16 protein-coding genes and 1 tRNA gene are annotated in these 20240 nt (G+C 49.0%); 6 read left to right on the top strand and 11 right to left on the bottom strand.

What is annotated here, in order from left to right:
• The first annotated feature begins 214 nt into the window (after nt 1–214).
• Together umuD and GBAG_RS13775 are read left to right on the top strand one after the other, a co-directional pair.
• Nucleotides 215–568 carry a translesion error-prone DNA polymerase V autoproteolytic subunit gene (umuD, locus tag GBAG_RS13780; RefSeq protein WP_051873723.1) on the top strand — a complete coding sequence of 118 codons (354 nt, stop codon included), beginning with the start codon at nt 215–217 and terminating at the stop codon, nt 566–568.
• 2 nt (nt 569–570) lie between these two features.
• Nucleotides 571–1851, top strand: coding sequence for a Y-family DNA polymerase (locus GBAG_RS13775; RefSeq protein WP_034497078.1), 1281 nt, complete (start codon nt 571–573; stop codon nt 1849–1851).
• Here the strand turns inward: GBAG_RS13775 and GBAG_RS13770 are convergent.
• The 4 genes from GBAG_RS13770 to GBAG_RS13755 all read right to left on the bottom strand — a co-directional run bounded on the left by GBAG_RS13770 (nt 1816) and on the right by GBAG_RS13755 (nt 6607).
• On the bottom strand, nt 1816–3924 hold the full coding sequence (locus GBAG_RS13770) for an EAL domain-containing protein (protein ID WP_034497076.1): 2109 nt from the start codon (nt 3922–3924) through the stop codon (nt 1816–1818). The genes GBAG_RS13775 and GBAG_RS13770 overlap by 36 nt on opposite strands.
• A 518-nt stretch (nt 3925–4442) precedes the next feature.
• Nucleotides 4443–4519 (bottom strand) — tRNA-Pro (locus tag GBAG_RS13765).
• Nucleotides 4520–4596: 77 nt separating this feature from the next.
• On the bottom strand, nt 4597–6360 hold the full coding sequence (gene yejM, locus GBAG_RS13760) for an LPS biosynthesis-modulating metalloenzyme YejM (protein WP_034497073.1): 1764 nt from the start codon (nt 6358–6360) through the stop codon (nt 4597–4599).
• A gap of 19 nt (nt 6361–6379) precedes the next feature.
• Nucleotides 6380–6607, bottom strand: a complete 228-nt coding sequence (locus GBAG_RS13755; RefSeq protein ID WP_034458713.1) for a YejL family protein — start codon at nt 6605–6607, stop codon at nt 6380–6382.
• Nucleotides 6608–6745: 138 nt separating this feature from the next.
• Here GBAG_RS13755 and yejK point away from each other — a divergent pair, with 138 nt between their 5' ends.
• Nucleotides 6746–7753: a nucleoid-associated protein YejK gene (yejK, locus tag GBAG_RS13750; RefSeq protein WP_034497071.1), complete on the top strand. Its 1008-nt coding sequence runs from the start codon at nt 6746–6748 to the stop codon at nt 7751–7753.
• 49 nt (nt 7754–7802) lie between these two features.
• Here the strand turns inward: yejK and rplY are convergent, their stop codons facing one another.
• The gene (rplY, locus tag GBAG_RS13745) at nt 7803–8087 is read right to left on the bottom strand and encodes a 50S ribosomal protein L25 (RefSeq protein WP_034497069.1); all 285 of its coding nucleotides are present in this window, start codon (nt 8085–8087) and stop codon (nt 7803–7805) included.
• A 126-nt stretch (nt 8088–8213) separates the two neighbouring features.
• Nucleotides 8214–9974: a DNA repair helicase RadD gene (gene radD / locus GBAG_RS13740; protein WP_034497067.1), complete on the bottom strand. Its 1761-nt coding sequence runs from the start codon at nt 9972–9974 to the stop codon at nt 8214–8216.
• A gap of 319 nt (nt 9975–10293) precedes the next feature.
• On the opposite strand from radD, the gene rsuA reads away from it, so the two are divergent.
• From rsuA to GBAG_RS13725, 3 genes are all read left to right on the top strand, one after another.
• Entirely contained in the window at nt 10294–11001 is a 708-nt protein-coding gene (rsuA, locus tag GBAG_RS13735; protein ID WP_034497065.1) for a 16S rRNA pseudouridine(516) synthase RsuA, read from the top strand.
• 15 nt (nt 11002–11016) lie between these two features.
• Nucleotides 11017–12213 carry a Bcr/CflA family multidrug efflux MFS transporter gene (locus GBAG_RS13730; RefSeq protein WP_034497064.1) on the top strand — a complete coding sequence of 399 codons (1197 nt, stop codon included), beginning with the start codon at nt 11017–11019 and terminating at the stop codon, nt 12211–12213.
• 346 nt (nt 12214–12559) lie between these two features.
• A complete protein-coding gene (locus GBAG_RS13725) occupies nt 12560–12907 on the top strand; it encodes a YejG family protein (protein WP_034497123.1) in 348 nt (115 codons plus the stop codon).
• Nucleotides 12908–12919: 12 nt separating this feature from the next.
• Here the strand turns inward: GBAG_RS13725 and yejF are convergent, their stop codons facing one another.
• From yejF to GBAG_RS13700, 5 genes are all read right to left on the bottom strand, one after another.
• Nucleotides 12920–14509: a microcin C ABC transporter ATP-binding protein YejF gene (yejF, locus tag GBAG_RS13720; protein ID WP_034497060.1), complete on the bottom strand. Its 1590-nt coding sequence runs from the start codon at nt 14507–14509 to the stop codon at nt 12920–12922.
• A gap of 1 nt (nt 14510) precedes the next feature.
• Nucleotides 14511–15536 (bottom strand): ABC transporter permease, encoded by a 1026-nt coding sequence (locus tag GBAG_RS13715; protein ID WP_034497058.1) that lies wholly within the window; start codon nt 15534–15536, stop codon nt 14511–14513.
• Nucleotides 15533–16630, bottom strand: a complete 1098-nt coding sequence (locus GBAG_RS13710; RefSeq protein WP_034497056.1) for a microcin C ABC transporter permease YejB — start codon at nt 16628–16630, stop codon at nt 15533–15535. Before GBAG_RS13710 ends, GBAG_RS13715 begins: the two co-directional genes overlap by 4 nt.
• 8 nt (nt 16631–16638) lie before the next feature.
• Nucleotides 16639–18447, bottom strand: coding sequence for an extracellular solute-binding protein (locus tag GBAG_RS13705; protein WP_034497053.1), 1809 nt, complete (start codon nt 18445–18447; stop codon nt 16639–16641).
• 89 nt (nt 18448–18536) lie between these two features.
• The gene (locus GBAG_RS13700; protein ID WP_034497050.1) at nt 18537–20132 is read right to left on the bottom strand and encodes a cyclic di-GMP phosphodiesterase; all 1596 of its coding nucleotides are present in this window, start codon (nt 20130–20132) and stop codon (nt 18537–18539) included.
• Nucleotides 20133–20240: the final 108 nt, after the last annotated feature.

The raw sequence follows: 20240 nt of genomic DNA, 5'->3' as shown, positions 1-20240 counted from the left end.
GTAGAACAAATTTGCGTTGCGATTAATCTCGCTCTATTTCGATTAGCTAAATTTTCCACACCTTCAAATCGTTATAAGAATCTTCCTGTAATCGACTTGCCTGGAACGCACATTTAACGATACTGTATATATATACAGTTATTCTTTGTGAGGATTTTATGGCACCGCTAACTCTTTTTATTTTCTGTTCATCAACAGGTTACGGAGCGTAACTATGGGCGCATTTCCATCACCAGCGCAGGATTATGCAGAAAAGAGCGTCGATATTCGTCAATTAGTGGATGAACATCCGACTGCCACATACTACATGCGGGCATCGGACGATTCGATGATTGAAGGGGGTATCAGCAATGGCGATTTGCTGGTGGTTAATAGCGCCAAAACGGCGGTCCATAACGATATTGTGATTGCGGCGGTGAATGGCGAATTCGTCGTCAGACAATTGCAACTCAGACCCGTTATTCAGCTCATGCCGCTTAATCGCGCCTGCAAACCTATTCATCTCGGTTCAGATGAGGCGCTTGAGGTGTTTGGCGTGGTGACTTATATCGTGAAATCAACGAGGTAATTATGTTTGCCCTGGTTGATGTAAACAGTTTTTACGCAAGTTGCGAAACCATATTCAGGCCGGACCTGAAAGGCAAACCGGTGGTGGTTTTAAGTAACAACGATGGTTGCGTGATTGCGCGAAACGCCGAGGCAAAGAACTGTGGTGTGCAAATGGGCGGCCCGTATTTCAAGCAGAAAGATCTCTTCCGCCAACAAGGCGTGACCGCTTTTAGCAGTAATTACGAGTTATATGCTGATATGTCACATCGCGTCATGATGACGCTGGAGGAAATTTGCCCCCGGGTTGAGATCTATTCAATCGATGAGGCTTTTTGTGATTTTTCTGGCGTGAGTCATTGCCGAAATCTGAAAGATCTTGGCCGGGAAATCCGTTCTACTCTTTCGCAGCGCACGCATTTAACGGTAGGCGTGGGGATTGCCCAGACAAAAACCTTAGCCAAACTCGCTAATCACGCAGCAAAACAGTGGCCGCTGGAATCGGGTGGTGTTGTCGACCTGTCTGGCCGGGAGCGGCAACGCCAATTAATGGCAGCGTTCCCGGTTGGCGAAGTGTGGGGAATTGGTCATCGAATCAGTAAAAAGCTTGAAGCGATGGGGATTAAAACGACCCTGCAACTGGCTGATGCGGATATCCGTTTTATACGTAAACATTTCAGTGTCGTGCTCGAGCGCACGGTTCGTGAACTGCGTGGGGAATCTTGCCTGGGATTTGAAGAGTTTGCTCCCACGAAACAGGAAATCATCTGCTCGCGCTCATTTGGGGAGCGGCTGACTGAGTATGAACATATGCGTCAGGCTATTTGCAGCTATGCGGCACGTGCCGCAGAAAAGCTCAGGGGCGAACACCAGTATTGTCGTCATATTTCTGCTTTTGTTAAAACATCCCCTTTCACGGTGAATGAACCTTACTACGGCAACCAGGCGATGGTGAAACTCCTTACCCCAACGCAGGACACCAGAGATATTATTGATGCGGCGACACGCTGCCTGAATAGCATCTGGAGAGGTGGGCACCACTATCAAAAAGCAGGGGTGATGCTTTGTGACTTTTTCAGCCAGGGTATCGCACAGCTCAATCTCTTTGATGAAAACCCGCCGCGAGCCAACAGCGAAATGCTGATGCAGGTGATAGACGACATTAATAAGAAGAAAGGCAAAGGGACGATTTATTTTGTGGGGCAGGGGATTGAGCAGCCGTGGCAGATGAAAAGAGCGATGTTGTCACCGCGTTATACGACCCGGCTTTCAGATTTGTTGAGGGTTAAATCGGGGAGCATGTGAGAGGCTCATTTTCTTATGCTGTTCCGTTAACAGCTGGCACACCACATTGCCAGGTAATGGGCGATGGAAAAAATAACCCTGGCAAAACTCAATACCCGCCATTTGTACTTGAGCTAATTCGTCTTGCGTTTCAACGCCTTCAATAAGAACTTCACATTTAACTACCATACATAACTTCACCACTTGTCGCAGGAAGTTAAATCCATCGGGTTTGGCGAGGCCCAACACCATTGATCTATCTAATTTTATTTTATCCAGAGGATAACGAGTCAGATAATGCAGGGTTGAATAGCCAGAGCCAAAATCATCCAGTGCGATTTTAATACCCAAACTTCGCATCTTTTCCAGAACCTCTGCGACACGCACCGGCTCCTGCACCTTTTGTGATTCAGTAATCTCAAATTCCAGCTGCCATCCCGTGGGGAGTGGCTTTGCTAACACTTTGCGAACCACATTCAGCAATCTGTAATCGACCAGTGTCTGAGGTGAAATATTGACGGACAGCGTCATATTTTCTGCATCAGACATATTCTCCCGAACATAATCTAATGCATGTTCCATTACCCAGAAGTCCATCTCCGGCATCAACCCTGTTCTTTCATAATATTTGAGGAAAACAGGCGGTGTTATTTTTCCGCTATCGCTTTGATGGCGAATCAGAACCTCAAGGGCAACGATTATATGATCGGATAAACGCACCTGTGGCTGAAAATAGAGAATGAACTGGCCGCTGTTTTGCAGCTTCTCAATTTGTCTTTGGGCTTCAATGTAGCTGTTCCCTTCAACAATATGGCTGTAATTCGGCACCATCTCAAAATCTGTCGGTTGAGTCATATTCATCTCACCCGTGAGTAAATCCAGGTCGGAATTGTCGGGAACCGATTGTTTAAGTGAAGTGGTAACGAAGGGGCGATAAATAACGACCCCAAGGCTAATAATCAGAAGATACAAAAACACAGCGCTCACAGAGTGGCCGCTGGCGAGCCAGACTTTGACTGGAGAAGGCGTTGACCAACTGACGATTTCGGAAATCCGCGGAACCATGTCCAGATAAGTTGCGCCGTATGCGACCAGGTAAGACATTAAGGGAACAAGGACAAACGGGATAATCATGACGGGGTTGAGGACAATCGGATAACCAAAAATGAGAGGCTCATTGATATTAAAAATTGCCATGGGTGCCGCTACGCCTAACAAGCGGCGATGGGGGCTTTTGGCTTCCATGAAAATACAAATTATCAAACTCACGGTATTACCCGTTCCGCCAGCATTGCACCACATATCGTAGAATACAGGGCTAAGGATATTCAGCGGGTGATGAAGAGTATGCCAGTCATTGATATTTATTTTTTGTGCCGCAGTAAAAGCAACATCAATATCCAAAAATAGGTAATAACCGTGAAGGCCAAAGAACCATGGCACCGTACGCAAGAGAACATATGAAATGCCATGTAAAAAATCTTTTGGATAAAAATACATGGACAAGTTATTGAGAAAATCCATCCCGCTTTTCAGCCAAATGGCAGCACCCAGTTTAATGGCACAACTAAAGAGCGCAATAATACCCAGCGTGGCAAAAAAAGAGATGATATTCGTATAGCTATTGTCTTTCCATAAGCGGAGTTTTAGCAGATTCTCGCTCACCACTTCTTGTAGGTAATTGCCGAAGACTCCAGAAGCCAGCGCCAGGGGGATACTGATGTCTAAGAAGAACTGTGCATTATCATCAAGGATTCGGCGGAAGATCATCAAGGTGCTGATGCTTAGTGCAATACAGTAAATCTGTGAGAGACGGTTTCTGACAGCCCAGTGAACCGCGACATAGATGTTCATCACCAACGGTGCCAGCGCTAAAAAACCAACCTGGAGCTGCATGAACCAGATGGCAGCATTATTAAATCCGGTGGTATCACAGATGACTGATGCAGTAATGACGAGTCCCCGGACGATTGATAAAGGGACAATTGCCATGGTGCTGGCAATAATGGCATGAGCAAATCGATTGTTTAATAAACGACTTTGACTGTTATGCAGACGATGCAGCAGATTGTTGTACAGCCACAGTTTTCTCACAAAGTTACCTGAAATATGTATGCTTATTGATAATTGTATTTAAATGGACAATTGCATGACTAAAAAATGGAATAAATGATATTTACTTCATAATTAAATTATTAAATACCTTTTCAATTTATTTTTTAAATACACTTCGATAACAAAGAGACATCTGTGGTTTAACTATTACACCCTCTCATAAAAGCAACGACGAGAATGGTACCAATAACAAAGGTAGCCAGTACCTTCGATACTAATCCAGTGATAAAGAAGACAGACCCCAGCACAAGAAAAATAACAAATGCCTTACAATAGTTTGATAACATCGTTAATAACCTGCTAACCCCAGCCAAAAATATTAAACACCCACAGTCCTGGGGGTATATTTAATCTAGGGTAACAATATTTGTACTGCTAAGTAACTCTGGTAAATGTTCAAAATTACGCATTCAGGTGTGATTATCTGTACACCTGATATAAGTTAAATTACAGGCAATAAAAAAGCAGCCATAACAGGCTGCTTTCGAAGGAGATGTTGGTCGGCACGGAGAGATTTGAACTCTCGACCCTCGCCACCCCATGACGATGCGCTACCAGGCTGCGCTACGTGCCGAGATCGTGCAAATAATACTACCTTTTTCGCGATCGTTTGCAAGACAGCTTTTTGCTAACTGGTTCATAAATAAACAATCAGTTAGCAATGAAACGCTTCTCGTCGGTTAGCACCTGGAGCAACAACCCAAGTTGAGGCTTGGTTTCTTTGATGCGTTCACCCTGCAAATCGTACATCCGATAGTTACCGTTATTATCAAGCACTAACGTCATGTCAGGAAGAGTGACCGCGAGGCTGTTGTTATCCGCACCCACAACCCAATTATTGCGACGTGTCGCGGCAAACAAGTCTTCACCTTGTGAATACTCGTTGGCTGGATTTTTAACGTGCAACAGGCGCTGCATCAGGGTTGTCATGACATCCTGATGGTCGGTGAGCTTGGTGATGGTTTGCGCTGGTGTGCCAGGCCAATGGATAACTAATGGCACCTCAATACGTGAGCGTGACCATGCAAAGGATTCCTGCTCTTTACCCAGCGGCACGCCATGACCTGCGGTAATAATTACCACCGTATTCTGGAGCTTCCCGGAGGCTTCCAGCGCATCAAGTACACGTTTGATTTGCTCATCAACACTAACCGCTGCGCGAGCATAACGACGAGCAAAGGCCTGCTGATTGGTGTCTGCTGTAATATTGGTGCCATTAAAAGCAACCCAGGAGAACCAGCGGTTATCTTCGGACGCGTATTGGTTTAGCCAGTTAACCCATTGCGTCGCTGTTTGCTCGTCAGACTGGCTTTTTGCTGAAGGCAAAGAGAAGTCTGAGAGCAGGGCCTGGCGATACATTGACGAGTCAAAACCATCGGAGGCGAACAGCCCCAGTTGATAGCCTTGCTGGTTCAATGCCGTAATTAAAGCCGCAGGAATTCGGGCGGATAACACGCCATCCATGTAGGCTGGCGAGATACCGTAGAACAGGCCAAAGATACCGTTATCGGTCCCGTTGCCCGCACTCATATGCTGCGTAAAGTTGATATTGCCCGCCGCAAACTCGCTCAGGTTCGGCAAATCTTTCTGCGTATGTTCAGCATTCAGGCCGTCGACCGTAATCAGCAATACGTTGTGACCCGTGCCCATATCGCGGAATTGGAGGTCGCTCAGTGGATACTGCACCGATACCGCTTCAGGACTACCTTGCTCCACGAGGCGGCGTTGGTACTCTTTTGCATCCAACAGGCCATGTTTTTCGAGGAAGCGGCGGGCCGTCATCGGGTAAGACAGCGGTAGGTTGGCGCGCTGCATGGTTATCGGGCGATAGAAATTCGCATCGGCCCAGATATACATAATATGGCTACTGAAGAAGGCGACGAAGAACAGCACGACCACAGGTTTTGCATAGTGTTTGCGCCGCCCCAGGCTGCGCAGTTTCTGCCAGCTCCAGGTCGCAAACAGCATTTCAATTAATAAAATCACCGGCACGCTGATAAACATCAGTTGCCAGTCGCGCGCCATCTCACTCTGGTCGGGGTTAATCACCAGTTCCCAGACAATCGGATTAAGGTGGAGATGGAAGCGAGTAAAGACTTCGCTGTCGATAAGCAACAGCGTCATGCCTGCGGTAGCGAGCGCTGCCGAGACAAAGCGCATCAGGCGTTGTGACATCACAACGAACGTTAGCGGGAAGAGAATCAGCAAGTAGGTGGCGAACACCACAAAGCTAAAATGACCGATAACACTCAGCCAGGAATAAATACGACCCGTGAGCGTTGTCGGCCAGTCGGCGACAAACAAATAGCGGCTACCCAGCAGTGTTGCCAGCAGGATATTGAACAAGGCGAACCAATGTCCCCAGCTGACCATCTGGGAAACTTTTTCGCGGTAGCGCTGACGGTTAGTCACCATAACGTGTAACTACGATCCCTTAATGAGCTTTGTCTTCGCTCACGGAGGCTTGCAACGCCTCAGCGAAAGAGCGAGCCAACGAGCGGCGTTGAGCAGAAGCTACGCTGGTATTAATTAAGTTGGTGACCATGTTTCCCAGTACCATCAGGGAAAGATCGGTTGGCGTTTGGTGCTTTTCCAGCACGCTTGCCAGTTCACTCAACAGTTCTTCGACGCGTTCGTCACTATAACGGGATATTTGTGGCATAAATTAACAATCAATTAGATTCAGGAAAGGGCGTTATCTTACCGTAGCAGGACCTATTTTTCTTGAATTATTTAGGTGATGTTGCACATGGCTTCAGGCAATGGTTGAATACCGCCGAGTCTAAAAGGAGAGTTTATCATGAGTCTGGATATCGACCAGATTGCCTTACACCAGTTAATCAAGCGCGGCGAGCAGACACTTGAAGTTGTGTTGCGCGATTCTCTGTTGGCAACGAACGGCGCCGTAGAAGAGATGATGGCTGAATTGCATCGCGTCTACAGCGCAAAAAATAAAGCCTATGGTCTGTTCAGCGAAGAGAGTGAATTGGCGCAAGCGCTACGCTCGCAGCGTAAAGGCGATGAGGATTTCCTCGCATTCAGCCGCGCAGCCACTGGCCGACTGCGTGATGAACTGGCGAAATATCCATTTGCGGATGGCGGCATCGTGCTGTTTTGCCAATATCGTTACCTGGCTGTGGAATATTTGCTGGTGGCGGTACTGAATAATTTAAGCAGTATGCGCGTCAACGAAGAGCTGGATATCAGTTCAACGCATCACCTGGATATCAACCACGCCGATATCGTGGCGCGTATTGATCTGACCGAATGGGAAACCAATCCAGAATCCACGCGTTATCTGACGTTCCTGAAAGGACGAGTAGGGCGCAAAGTTTCTGACTTTTTTATGGATTTCCTCGGTGCAAGCGAAGGTTTGAACGCCAAAGCGCAGAACAAAGGCTTGTTGCAAGCGTTGGACGACTTCACCAACGAAGCGCAACTGGATAAAAATGAGCGTCAGGCCGCGCGTCAGCAGGTTTATGCATACTGCAACGAGCAACTCCAGTCTGGGGAAGAGATTGAGCTTTCTTCGCTGGCTGATGAGCTACCGTGGGCGGTTGATGATAAAAACTTCCAGCAGTTTACAGCCGATAAAGGCTATGAACTGGAAGAGAGCTTCCCGGCCGATCGCAGCACGCTGCGCCAGTTAACCAAGTTCGCCGGTAGCGGTGGTGGGTTAACGATTAGCTTTGACGCCATGTTATTAGGCGAGCGTATTTACTGGGATCCAGCGACTGACACGCTGACCATTAAGGGCACGCCACCGAATCTGCGCGACCAGTTACAACGCCGCAGTTCTGGAAAATAGCCATAAAAAAACCCGCCGAAGCGGGTTTTTTTTCGAGCTAAATTCGCGATTAAGCGCGAACGAAGTCGATGTGGCTCAGTTTTGGCTTGAACGGGTGACGCTGAACAGCCTGAACTTTAACCTTAACTTCTTTACCGTCTACAACCAGAGTCAGAACTTCTTCGTAGAAACCTGGTTTAGCTTGCAGGTTCATTACGTTGTCGTGATCCAGTTCGATAGAGATCGCAGCTTCGGAACCACCATAGATGATTGCCGGGAATTTGTTAGCTGCACGCAGGCGGCGGCTCGCACCCTTGCCCTGCTCTTTGCGTTCTACTGCATTGATAGTAAACATTAACTGTTTCTCTCTTAAATAATCCTGTTACAGGCGACCCAGCAACAGGTAAGTGATCTGCTTTGCGGATGCAAAAGCGGGCGGGATTATAGCCATATCTGGCCTCGGCTTCAATGAAAAGAACCTTTAACCGCGCAATTCATTCGCGCGGCGGAAGCGGCCTTCGTAATCAAATACCTTTTCCCGCACGTTCCAGAAGTTGCCATTTTTGCGTGCAACGACAAAATCCGGATGGCGCAGTGCCGATTGCTGGGCGACGACATCGGCGGCGTTTATCCAGCGCAGCGGCACGCCTGGCGCACGGCTGTGCGGTCGAATAAACAGCTGTTCAAATGCCATGCGTTGGGCTGGCGTTTGTAAGCGGAACCGTTCGCTGACATCTGCGCCATCTTCATCAAAATAGGTGATCTTCAGCCAGTCACTTTTATCGTCGCCCCCGTGTTGAAGCGTCATGCCCCCGCAGCGTAGAACCAGCGCGTCTTTTAATTTCAGCGCGGCTTTTAACATATCGTCAGGATCGACCAGAACGTGATCGCACTGGTGGCAGCGACGTGCAGCGATATCGTTTTCAGCATGACATTGCGGGCAATTTTTGAAGCGGAAACGGTAATCGCACTGCTCCCTGGAGCCATCGTCATCTTCAAACCATCCCTGACAGCGGCGGCCAAAGTGTTCAATCAATGTGCCGTCGCTGGTGGTCTTGCCCCAAAAAGTATTGGCAAAACCACAGGAAGGGCAAAAGACTTGCACGGGCACGTTGTCACTTTTGCCTTTTGCAGCGCCGACTTCCGGCGTGAACAAGTCATGGGGATTGCCTGCATAATCGAGGATTAAACAATCTTTTTTGCCAGGCGACAGGCGCAAACCACGACCCACAATTTGCTGGTAAAGGCTGACGGATTCCGTCGGGCGTAAAATGGCAATCAGATCGACGTGTGGCGCGTCAAAGCCCGTGGTGAGCACCGAAACATTCACCAGGAAACGGAATTGCTGATTTTTGAAGGCTTCAATTAATGTATCGCGCGCTGGTCCTGGGGTATCAGCCGTAATCAACGCGGCATCGTTAGAGGGTAGCAGCGCGGTGACTTCTTTAGCGTGTTCGACAGTGGCGGCAAAAATCATTACGCCGCGCCGGTCGGCGGCAAACTCAACAATCTGGCTGATGATATGCGGGGTAATGCGTTTTTGCTGTTTCAGCTCGCGATTAAGATCCGCTTCGCTAAACAGGCCATTGGATTGCGCCTGCAAGCGGCTGAAATCGTACTGCACTACCGGCATGTCCAGCCGTTCTGGCGGTGTTAAATAGCCATGCTTAATCATGTACCGCAGCGGTAATTCGTAAATACAGTCCCGGAACAGGGCGTTTTCGTTGCCGCGCACCATGCCGTGATAGTGAAAATGGTAAATCCAGCCTTTTCCTAAACGATAAGGCGTGGCGGTCAGACCTAACAGGCGCAGCTTCGGATTCGCAGAGCGTAGATGGGCAAGGATTTGCTGATATTGGCTGTCGTCGGAATCGCCGATACGGTGGCACTCATCGACTATCAGTAATGAAAACTCGCCCAGGAATTGCTCAAGATTACGTGCAACAGACTGCACGCTGCCAAAAACCACTTTGCCGTTGCTCTCTTTACGTTGCAGCCCGGCGGCAAAAATATCGGCTTCCAGCCCTAGCGCACAATATTTTGCATGGTTTTGCGCCACGAGTTCTTTGACGTGCGCCAGCACCAACACCCGTCCGCGAGCAACTCGGGCAAGTTCGGCAATCACCAGGCTTTTCCCCGCACCCGTTGGCAACACAATGACGGCTGGCGTGATGTGCTTGCGGAAATGGGCGAGCGTGGCGTCCACGGCTTCTTGTTGGTAAGGGCGTAAGGTAAAGGACATCGATACTCCTACCCTTCATCTTTCGAGCTACAGGGGTGTTGGCTGCACTCACTTACCCCAGTCACTTACTTGAGTAAGCTCCTGGGGATAAGCTCTCTTGCCGCCTACCTGTAACTCGAAATCTAAAGGGTATAAAACTAGTCACAAGTGAAACATCAGCGTCGATTATGCCATGAAACAGGGTTTTAGCTTGAGAGAGTTTTCTATCCCGCTATACTGGCAAACTAATTAACAGGCAAATCAATTTTTCCTTATAAAATGGGCGAATGCCCTGCTGGCCATTTGGTGCTGGCTCCTCTTTGAAACAGGCAATATTTTAATGCGACTCGATAAATTTATCTCTCAGCAACTTGGCGTGAGCCGCGCTATTTCTGGCCGTGAAATCCGTGCCAGCCGTGTCACCATTGATGGTGAAGTAGTGCGTGACGCCTCTTTTAAACTGAACCCGGAACATCAGGTTGAGTTTGATGGCCGTTCGTTGACTCAGGAAAATGGCCCTCGCTACTTTATGCTTAATAAGCCGCAGGGTTATGTCTGTTCCACCGAAGATCCGGATCACCCGACCGTGCTCTATTTCCTGGATGAGCCGATGGCGCACAAACTGCATGCTGCAGGGCGCCTGGATATCGATACCACCGGGCTGGTGCTGATGACCGATGATGGGCAATGGTCGCATCGCATTACTTCTCCGCGTCATCATTGTGAAAAAACCTATCTGGTGACGCTGGAAAATCCTGTCTCCGATGACACGGCAGAACAATTCGCCGCAGGCGTTCAATTGCATAATGAAAAAGATCTGACGTTACCAGCGGTAATGGAAGTCATCACGCCGCTTGAGGTGCGTTTGACCATTAAAGAAGGGCGTTATCACCAGGTAAAACGCATGTTCGCCGCAGTGGGGAACCATGTTGTAGGCCTGCATCGTGAGCGTATTGGCGCTGTTGCAATGGACGCCAGTCTCGCACCAGGTGAATATCGCCGCTTAACCGAAGAAGAAATTGCAAGCTTTGGCATGCCGCCACGTTAATCCCCGGAGGATGTGTTGAGTAGTAAGCAAAACTCGTCAATTGGTATTGTGGTGATACTTGGCTTGTTGGCCATGTTAATGCCGCTGTCCATCGATATGTATTTACCGGCTTTGCCAGTTATTGCCTCGGAATTTGGCGTGCCGGCTGGCAGCGCGCAAATGACGCTAAGCACCTATATTCTCGGTTTCGCTATCGGCCAGCTATTTTATGGACCGATGGCTGACAGCATTGGTCGTAAGCCTGTGGTGCTCGGGGGGACGCTCATCTTTGCCGCGGCGGCAATTGCTTGTGCGCTTTCACAGACGATCGATCACCTGATTGCGATGCGTTTTCTTCATGGCCTGTCGGCTGCCGCTGCAAGTGTCGTGATCAATGCCCTGATGCGCGATATTTATCCGAAAGAAGAGTTCTCACGCATGATGTCGTTCGTCATGCTGATAACAACCATTGCGCCGCTGGTTGCGCCAATGGTTGGGGGCGCGGTGCTGGTGTGGTTTAGCTGGCACGCCATCTTCTGGATTCTGGCGCTGGCAGCCCTGCTGGCTTCAGGGATGATTTTCTTCCTGATCCACGAAACGCTACCGGTTGAGCGTCGCCAGAAGTTTCATTTGCGTACGACGATCGGTAACTTCGCCACATTGTTCCGCCACAAACGTGTGTTGAGTTATATGCTGGCGAGCGGTTTCAGCTTTGCGGCAATGTTCTCATTTTTGAGCGCTGGGCCGTTTGTTTACATCGAGCTGAATCATGTCGCGCCGCAGCATTTCGGCTACTACTTCGCGCTTAACATTGTCTTCTTGATCATCATGACGCTGATTAACAGTCGCTTTGTGCGCCATTTTGGCCCACTGGCAATGTTCCGCTTCGGGCTGTTAGTGCAGTTTGCTATGGCAATCTGGTTGGTGGTGAGCACTGGGCTGGATCTCGGCTTTTGGTCGATGGTGCTGGGGATTGCGGTATTTGTCGGCTGCGTGTCGATGGTTTCTTCGAATGCGATGGCGGTTATTCTTGATGAATTTCCCCATATGGCGGGAACCGCCTCTTCATTGGCAGGGACATTCCGCTTTGGCATCGGCGCATTAACGGGCGCATTGCTCTCGATTGCGACCTTTAACACCGCGTGGCCTATGATTTGGTCGATTGCGGTATGCGCTACGTGTTCAATCGTTTTCTATGTCTATGCCAGTCGCCCTCGCTTAGCGACGAAATAATCCTAAAGTCATAAAACGGGTATCGCCAGATGCCCGTTCTTTAATCCAAATCAACGAAAATCCCCCACAAAAGCCTACAATTTGTTTCTCAAATGTAAACGCATCAACAACAAAAAGTCACATTCTTGTAGTTAAAAAGGTTGAGTTACATCGCAGAAAGCGTTACATATAGCGCCGAAACGTGTGCAGCTCCACAAAAATAAAACGTTAAATGTGAAATGGTAGACAAATAATTACAACGGATGTAAGCGGTTTCCAGGTTGTTTACACACAATTAACCAACATTGTGTTAACCTTTATGTAAACCGTTTGTGAAATAATTTTGGATTTTTTTGGGGATACCACAGTGAATACGTTACAGCTTTCCATCGTTCATCGCTTACCACATAGCTATCGTTGGCTGGCAGGTTTTGCAGGTTCCAGAGTTGAACCGATTCCGCAAAATGGGCAGGGCGCTGAAAATTGTCTGATTGGCCTTAAATTGCTGAGCGACAGTAACAGTGATTCAGCCTGGCCGACGATGCAAAAATTAAGCCTCGCGTTACGAGATATTGAAGTGGATTCTGCGGTTGTCGAGTGTGAAGGTCAGCCTTGTCTGTTTGTTAATCGCCAGGATGAACAAACCGCAACCTGCCGCCTGAAAAACTTTGGCGTCGCGATTGCTGAGTCTTTCTCCAGCGCTAATCCATTTTAACGCTTAAATTCATCAGGCAAGTGCGAGTAACTGACGTGTATATTCCGCCTGAGGCGCGGCAAAAATTTGCTGACATGCCCCTTGTTCCACCACTTCACCCTGCCGCAGCACCACAACCTGATGGCATAAAGACTTCACCACTCGCAAATCATGGCTGATAAAAATGTAGGCCAGCTGATGTTTTTCCTGCAATGACTTCAGCAGTGCAAGAATTTGCGCCTGGACTGAGCGATCGAGCGAAGAGGTCGGTTCATCAAGAATCATCAACTCTGGCTGCAAAATGAGCGCCCTGGCAATCGCAATGCGCTGTCGCTGCCCGCCTGAAAACTCCGCTGGATAGCGGTGCATCGTTTCCGGATCTAATCCCACTTCCTGCATGGCAACGATCACTTTCTGCTCGCGTTCCGCAGCACTTAACGCAGGTTGATGGACGCGCAAACCCTCTTCAATAATCTGTAAAACATCCAGTCGCGGATTTAACGACGAATTGGGATCCTGAAAAACGACCTGAATACGACGGCGCAACGGCAGCAGCTTTTTGCGGTTAAGTTCATGCAACGCCACCCCATCGAACCAAATCTCACCGCTGGAATGAATGAGCCGTAACAACGCAAGGCCAGTGGTACTTTTCCCCGAACCCGACTCCCCAACCAGGCCGATGCTTTCACCGGCACGAAGCGAAAAACTCAGATCTTTAATCCCATAGTTGTAGCCGATGGTTTTCTTGAGCAGGCCCCGACGAATGGGGAAGGCGACTTGTAAATCATGAACTTTGAGTAGGGGAGGATTCGACTCGTCAACCGGACGCGGGCTGCCAGAAGGTTCTGCCGCCAGCAGTTGCTGAGTGTAGGTATGTTGCGGCGCAGATAACAATTTCACCGCCGAGTTTTGCTCAACACATTTGCCGTAGCGCATGACCGCCACATTATCTGCAAGCTTTTTGACGATGCTCAGATTATGAGTGATAAACAACAACCCCATATTTAACTCTTGTTTGAGTTCTTTGAGCAGTTGCAGAATTTGTGCCTGTACGGTCACGTCCAGCGCGGTCGTTGGCTCATCGGCAATCAACAGCTCCGGGCGGGTGAGCAGCGCCATTGCAATCATTACGCGCTGGCGCTCGCCACCAGAAAGCTGGTGCGGAAAGTCACTTAAACGATTTGCCGCATTGCGAATGCCGACTCTATCGAGGCAAGTCAGCATTTCTGCACGTGCCGCTTCACGGCGCATGCCACGGTGCAGTGATAACACTTCATAAAGCTGCTTTTCAATATTGTGTAACGGATTGAGCGAAACCATTGGCTCCTGGAAAATCATGGCGATTTTATTTCCGCGCACGGTACGAAGCAGTCGTTCAGGCGCGTGTAACAATTCCTGGCCTTTAAAGAAGATTTCGCCAGCGGGATAAAGCACCGGTGGTGCTGGCAATAAGCGCAAAACCGATAACGCCGTAACGCTTTTTCCGGAACCGGACTCGCCAACCAGCGCCAGCGTTTCGCCCGCGTTCACCTCAAGTGATAAATCATCCACCACTTGCCTGATGGTATCGCCGCTGCGAAAAGCTACGGATAAATTCTTAATGGACAGCAGTGGAGTCGTCATATCAGTGCGCCTTGCTCGGGTCAAAGGCGTCGCGCACTGCTTCGCCAATAAAAATAAGTAACGTCAGCAAAATGGCCAGAGAGAAAAATGCGGTAATCCCAAGCCACGGAGCCTGAAGGTTATTTTTCCCTTGTAACAGTAATTCACCGAGGGACGGAGAACCAAGCGGTAGTCCGAAGCCTAAGAAATCCAGCGAGGTGAGAGTGGTAATGGAACCACAAAGGATAAACGGCAAAAATGTCAGCGTAGCCACCATGGCGTTGGGCAGCATATGACGCAGGATGATTGACCTGTCACTCACGCCCATAGCCTGCGCGGCGCGAATATAGTCGAAGTTTCGCGTACGGAGAAACTCAGCGCGTACCACGCCCACCAGACTCATCCAGCCAAACAAAACGGTAATACCCAGCAGCCACCAAAAATTCGGCTGAATGACGCTTGAAAGCAGGATTATCAGGAATAACGTCGGCATTCCTGACCATACTTCGATAAAACGCTGCCCCCATAAATCCACCCGCCCGCCGTAATAGCCTTGTACCGCGCCTGCAAGAATGCCAATAACGCTGGAAAATAGCGTCAGCATCAGGCCGAAGAGGATTGAAATACGCGTGCCGTAAAGAATACGCGCCAGCACATCGCCGCCATTAGCGTCTGTTCCAAGCCAGTTCTGGCTGCTCGGGGGGGAAGGAAAAGGAACCGTGGTGGCAAAGTTAATCGCATTAGAACCAAAGCGGATCGGCGCCCACAGCACCCAACCATTTTGGTTCAGGCGTTGCGCAAGCCACGGATCCTGATAATCAGCAGGGGTTGCCAGCGGGCCGCCGAAATCGCTTTCACTGTAATTGGTGAGGAAAGGAAAATAGAGACGCTCCTGATAATGCACGATGAGCGGACGATCGTTGGCTATCAACTCAGATCCAAGACTGAGCAAGAACAGAACGCCGAACACCCATAGCGACCAATAGCCACGTTTGTTTTGGCGTAAACGCGCCCAGCGGGCCTGATTAACGGGACTTAAACGGCTCATCCTCGCCCCTCGAAATCAATACGCGGATCAACCAGCGTGTAAGTAATGTCGCTCAGAATATTAAGCAGCAGACCAATCAGGGTAAAAATGTAAAGTGTGCCAAACATCACCGGATAGTCGCGAGAAATAGTCGAGTCATAGCCGAGCAATCCCAGTCCGTTAAGTGAAAACATTACTTCGATCAGCAGCGACCCGGTAAAAAACATACTGATGAACGTGGCAGGAAAACCGGCAATCACTAAAAGCATGGCGTTGCGAAACACATGCCGGTAGAGAATCTTATTTTCATCCAGCCCCTTGGCTCGAGCCGTAACGACGTATTGCTTGCGGATTTCGTCGAGAAATGAGTTTTTCGTCAGCATCGTTAACGTCGCAAAACCGCCAACCACGGTAGCTAATACTGGCAGCGTGATGTGCCAAAGATAATCAATGATTTTCCCGTACCACGGCAGGGTATCGAAATTGGTAGAAACCAGACCACGCAGCGGGAACCAGTCCAGATAACTGCCGCCGGCAAACAAAACAATCAGCAAAATAGCGAACAGGAAGGCTGGGATCGCATAGCCAATAATAATAAAAGTGCTGCTCCAGATATCAAAACTGCTGCCATTGCTGACCGCCTTTCGTATGCCTAGCGGAATCGACACCAGGTAGATAATTAAGGTGCTCCACAGACCAATCGAGATAGAAACCGGCAGGCTTTCTTTGATGAGGTTTAACACCGATGCGCTGCGAAACAGGCTGTTGCCAAAATCAAAACGCAGGTAATCGCCGAGCATTTTGAAGTAGCGTTCATGAATGGGTTTATCAAAGCCGTAGCGATGGGTGATTTCGGCAATCACTTCCGGGTCGAGGCCGCGAGCACCGCGATACTGGCTGTCAGTTGCGTTAGCTACGCCAACTCGCGCATGGCCGCTGCCCATGGTATCTGTTGCCATCCCAGGAACGCCGACGCCGTGACCCAACTGTATGGCGGCGATAGCCTGATCAACAGGGCCGCCAGGCGCTATCTGAACAATGAAAAAATTGATGGTGATGATCGCCCATAACGTGGGGATGATTAGCAGCAAGCGACGTAACAGATAACTTCCCATGTGTGCCCTTAACGTCGGTTTTCTGGTAGTTGAGCGGCTTTGTTGACGTCATACCACCAGGTATCAAATCCGGTGGTGTATAACGGATGAATCGCAGGTTTTGAGAATTTACTCCACCAGGCAAAGCGGTCTGCGGCCATGTACCACATGGGAATCATGTAATAATTCCACGTCAGAACACGATCCAGCGCGCGGCCTAACGGCAGCAGTTTCTGTTTATTACCTTGATTAGCCACAATCTCAGAGGCCAGTTTGTCGATGACCGGGTTTTTTACGCCAGGGGCATTGTAGGTGGAATCGACATATTCGGATGCCCACGCGATTTGTACATCCGCGCTGGGGTAAGGCATTGCGCTGTAGAGTGTTGGCATCATGTCATAATCGCGGGTGCGCAGGCGGTTGGTCAGTTGCGAGTTATCGACCTGGCGAATTTCCATCGTGACCCCCAGTCGTTGCAGGTTATGCTGGAAGGGTAAAATCCATTGTGTATTACCGGTAGTGGCCGTCAGTAATTCAAAGGTGAAGGGTTTCCCCGTTTTAACATTGATAAGTTTTTGGTCTTTAAGTTCCCATCCAGCCTCTTTGAATAACGCCAGAGCTTTGAGTAGATTGTCACGATCAAAACCATTTCCGCTGGATTTTGGCGGGTTGTAGACAGTCGTGAAGATTTCTGGCGGTAAGTCTTTTTTCATCGGGGCCAGTAAAGTCAGCTCATCGGCATCAGGGTAATCACGAGCGGCATACTCGGTGTTCTGGAAATAGCTGTTGGCACGGCTGTAGGCGTTATAAAAAAGCGCCTTGTTCATCCATTCAAAATCAAATGCCAGGCCAACGGCTTCGCGGACTTTTCGGTCTGCAAAGATAGGGCGTTGGACATTAAAAGCCAGCCAGCGCGTATCTTGCGCCGCTTCGTTAGGTTGTTCTTCTTTGACGATGAAATGATTAGCGAAGTTTTTACCGATGTAACGGGTTGCCCAGTTCTTGGCCGATGCTTCGTTGCGAAAATCAAACGCACCGGCTTTGAAGGCCTCGAAGGCGACATTATCGTCAAGATAATAATCATAACGGATGGAGTCAAAATTCCAGCGCCCACGGTTGACGGGCAAATTGGCGGCCCAGTAATCTCTGACGCGTGAATAGGTGATGTACTGCCCCATACGCCACGCGGTAATTTTATAAGGGCCGCTGGCTGGAGGTGGCTTTGAAAGCGGGTCGCTGAGCTTATGGTCTTTCCAGAATTGCTCAGGGAACACTGGCAGAGAGAACAGCCCCAGCATTCGTTCTTTGCTCGGTTCTGCAAGCTCGATGCGCACCGTTAAAGGCGCGATAGCTTTGACCTTCGCACCTTTATAAATCAGCCGAAACTGCGGTACACCTTCGGTCATGAATTTATTAAAAGTGAAGGCAACATCGCTGGCTTTAATCGGGGTGCCATCATGAAAACGCGCCCGAGGATTAATTTCGATTTCAGCCCAGGCAAAGTTGTCAGGGTAACGCGCCATTTCACCAATTAACGGGTAGTAGCTGCCGGGTTCATCATCGGAAGTGGTAAACAGCGTGTCATAAAGAGTTTCAGTGCGCACACCCGCATTGCCACGCAAAGCATAACGGTTGAAATTATCAAAGGTCCCAATCGCCGAGAGCGTGATATTTCCGCCCTTTGGGGCCGCAGGATTGACGTAATCGAAATGGGTGAAATTGATGGCGTATTTAGGCTCACCTAAAACGGCAAATGAATAACTTTCCTTGATGTTTTCGGCCTGGCTTTGGAAAGTCATCAGGCAAAGGCTTAGCAGAGCGAAGGCGCGAGCTAACATCGTATGGGCCAATCCTTGTAACGTCATGATGATGAATCATAAGTTATACCCACGATACTTCAAGCCGCATCTTTGTCAGACGTCAGGAGTTACTCTGAAAAACCCGCACCTTTAAGCTCATCGTACGTTTTTGTTTCCTCTTCCCATTCCTTCAATTGCTCGAAGGTGAGAGGGCGTGCGAAGTAGAAGCCCTGCAAGTAATTAACACCCTGTTCCATTAGCCATCTGGCTTGCTCTGGCGTTTCAACACCTTCGGCAACGGTGGTCATGCTCAGTTTTCGGGCAAGCGTTAACACCGCATCAAGCACCGGAGAAGTGACTGTTTCAAGGCCAATAGAATTCACAAAGCCTCTGTCTATCTTGAGATAATCAAGTTTGAAACGCTCAAGATAAATCAGTGCACTGTGTCCGGTTCCAAAATCATCAACCGCAATTTCATACCCTTGCTCGTGCATCCAGTGGAACAGGCAGCTGGCTTCGTTTTCCTTAACCATATCGCGTTCCGTGATTTCAAAAATTAGCTGAAAATGATGAGGGGGTAATGAGGCAGCAAAAGCCTGAATATCTTCTTTGAAAGTGGGAGAGTGCAGATGACTGGGAGCCAGATTGACACCGAGTCGCGCCCCTGCGGGTAAAACTTGTTGCAGCCTTCTGGCATCACGCGTAATTAACTCAAATAAATGGCGTGTGAGAGGAACAATCAGTTGCTGTGCTTCTGCAAAAGCAATAAATGCATCGGGTGGGATAGATCCGGCAATAGGGTGGTTCCAGCGCATCAAGACTTCAACACCGGACATTTTCAAGTTTTTGGCATTCACAACCGGTTGATAAACGACATAAAACTGCCCGCGTTTAATCCCTGTGAGAATTTCTTTACCTGAGCGTAATCGTACCGTCAGTAACCAGGCGCATAACGCTACGCCAAGAATACCGAAGACAAGCCCGGTCAGGATGGAGATTTGAATATCTTCGACGGGCCAGGTTTTGCCGTACAACGCTATCCTGATGGGATAGCCTTTGATGGAGACCACGCGAGTGGGATGCTGCGGCAGCTCAGATACATTCATCACATTGCTGGAAAGGGTAGTCAGCGCTTTGTCGCCAGCGATTATCGCCATCGATAGCACATCACTTTGGCGGGTGGAGAACAGTAAATAAGGTGTGAGGTTCACATTCAGCGTCGCGAAAACACCTTTCCCTTGAATCACCGGGTTTTTAAACCATGCGGCAATCGTGGGTTTTCCCGGCATCATGGGAGTGCCATGTAAGATATCAATATCGATATCGGCGTTGATGTCTATATCAGGGACAAGCTCGTGCATATCGAGCATCATGCCGCCCGTTGCAGAAGAGCAGTAAGCAAAACCATCACGAACTAAAACAAAAGCGCGAACGTTAGCGTTAAAAGCAGCGCTTGAGGTCAGCTCGCCCGAAACCTGGTGGCAATCAGAAAGGGTTAATGGCTGAATACCGCTAGTCGTGGATTGAAGTTCTTGAAAAAAGTTACTCAGATAATCGCGGATATCGGTGGAAAGCGTGTCATAGCTTGCCTCCCGCTTACTGTGTAGCGTCAGACTGGTTATTCCACCGATCAGCAGCGCGGTAAGTACACCAGCCAAAATACTGAAGGCGGCGATTTGCCGGACTGAGGTGAAGTATCGTGAAAAAAGTATTTTCGAAAACATGGATAAATGGTTCCTGCATGAGCAAGAGACTTATTGTTTATAAGTATTTTTTCCGACTATAACGCAAAAGTTGCAACTGCGTCATAAAGTTTCGAACGTAAATTATAA

It is taken from the genome of Buttiauxella agrestis ATCC 33320 (assembly GCF_000735355.1).
In the GTDB taxonomy this organism is placed as follows: Bacteria; Pseudomonadota; Gammaproteobacteria; order Enterobacterales; family Enterobacteriaceae; genus Buttiauxella; species Buttiauxella agrestis.
The sequence above is the reverse complement of the archived record's forward strand: the minus strand, read 5'-3'. Positions and strand labels throughout refer to the sequence as shown.

Coding starts and splice junctions, on each gene's coding strand:
- umuD (WP_051873723.1), top strand. CDS start 215: ATGGGCGCATTTCCATCACCAGCGCAGGATTATGCAGAAAAGAGCGTC.
- GBAG_RS13775 (WP_034497078.1), top strand. CDS start 571: ATGTTTGCCCTGGTTGATGTAAACAGTTTTTACGCAAGTTGCGAAACC.
- yejM (WP_034497073.1), bottom strand. CDS start 6,360: ATGGTGACTAACCGTCAGCGCTACCGCGAAAAAGTTTCCCAGATGGTC.
- GBAG_RS13755 (WP_034458713.1), bottom strand. CDS start 6,607: ATGCCACAAATATCCCGTTATAGTGACGAACGCGTCGAAGAACTGTTG.
- yejK (WP_034497071.1), top strand. CDS start 6,746: ATGAGTCTGGATATCGACCAGATTGCCTTACACCAGTTAATCAAGCGC.
- rplY (WP_034497069.1), bottom strand. CDS start 8,087: ATGTTTACTATCAATGCAGTAGAACGCAAAGAGCAGGGCAAGGGTGCG.
- radD (WP_034497067.1), bottom strand. CDS start 9,974: ATGTCCTTTACCTTACGCCCTTACCAACAAGAAGCCGTGGACGCCACG.
- rsuA (WP_034497065.1), top strand. CDS start 10,294: ATGCGACTCGATAAATTTATCTCTCAGCAACTTGGCGTGAGCCGCGCT.
- yejF (WP_034497060.1), bottom strand. CDS start 14,509: ATGACGACTCCACTGCTGTCCATTAAGAATTTATCCGTAGCTTTTCGC.
- GBAG_RS13715 (WP_034497058.1), bottom strand. CDS start 15,536: ATGAGCCGTTTAAGTCCCGTTAATCAGGCCCGCTGGGCGCGTTTACGC.
- GBAG_RS13710 (WP_034497056.1), bottom strand. CDS start 16,630: ATGGGAAGTTATCTGTTACGTCGCTTGCTGCTAATCATCCCCACGTTA.
- GBAG_RS13705 (WP_034497053.1), bottom strand. CDS start 18,447: ATGTTAGCTCGCGCCTTCGCTCTGCTAAGCCTTTGCCTGATGACTTTC.
- GBAG_RS13700 (WP_034497050.1), bottom strand. CDS start 20,132: ATGTTTTCGAAAATACTTTTTTCACGATACTTCACCTCAGTCCGGCAA.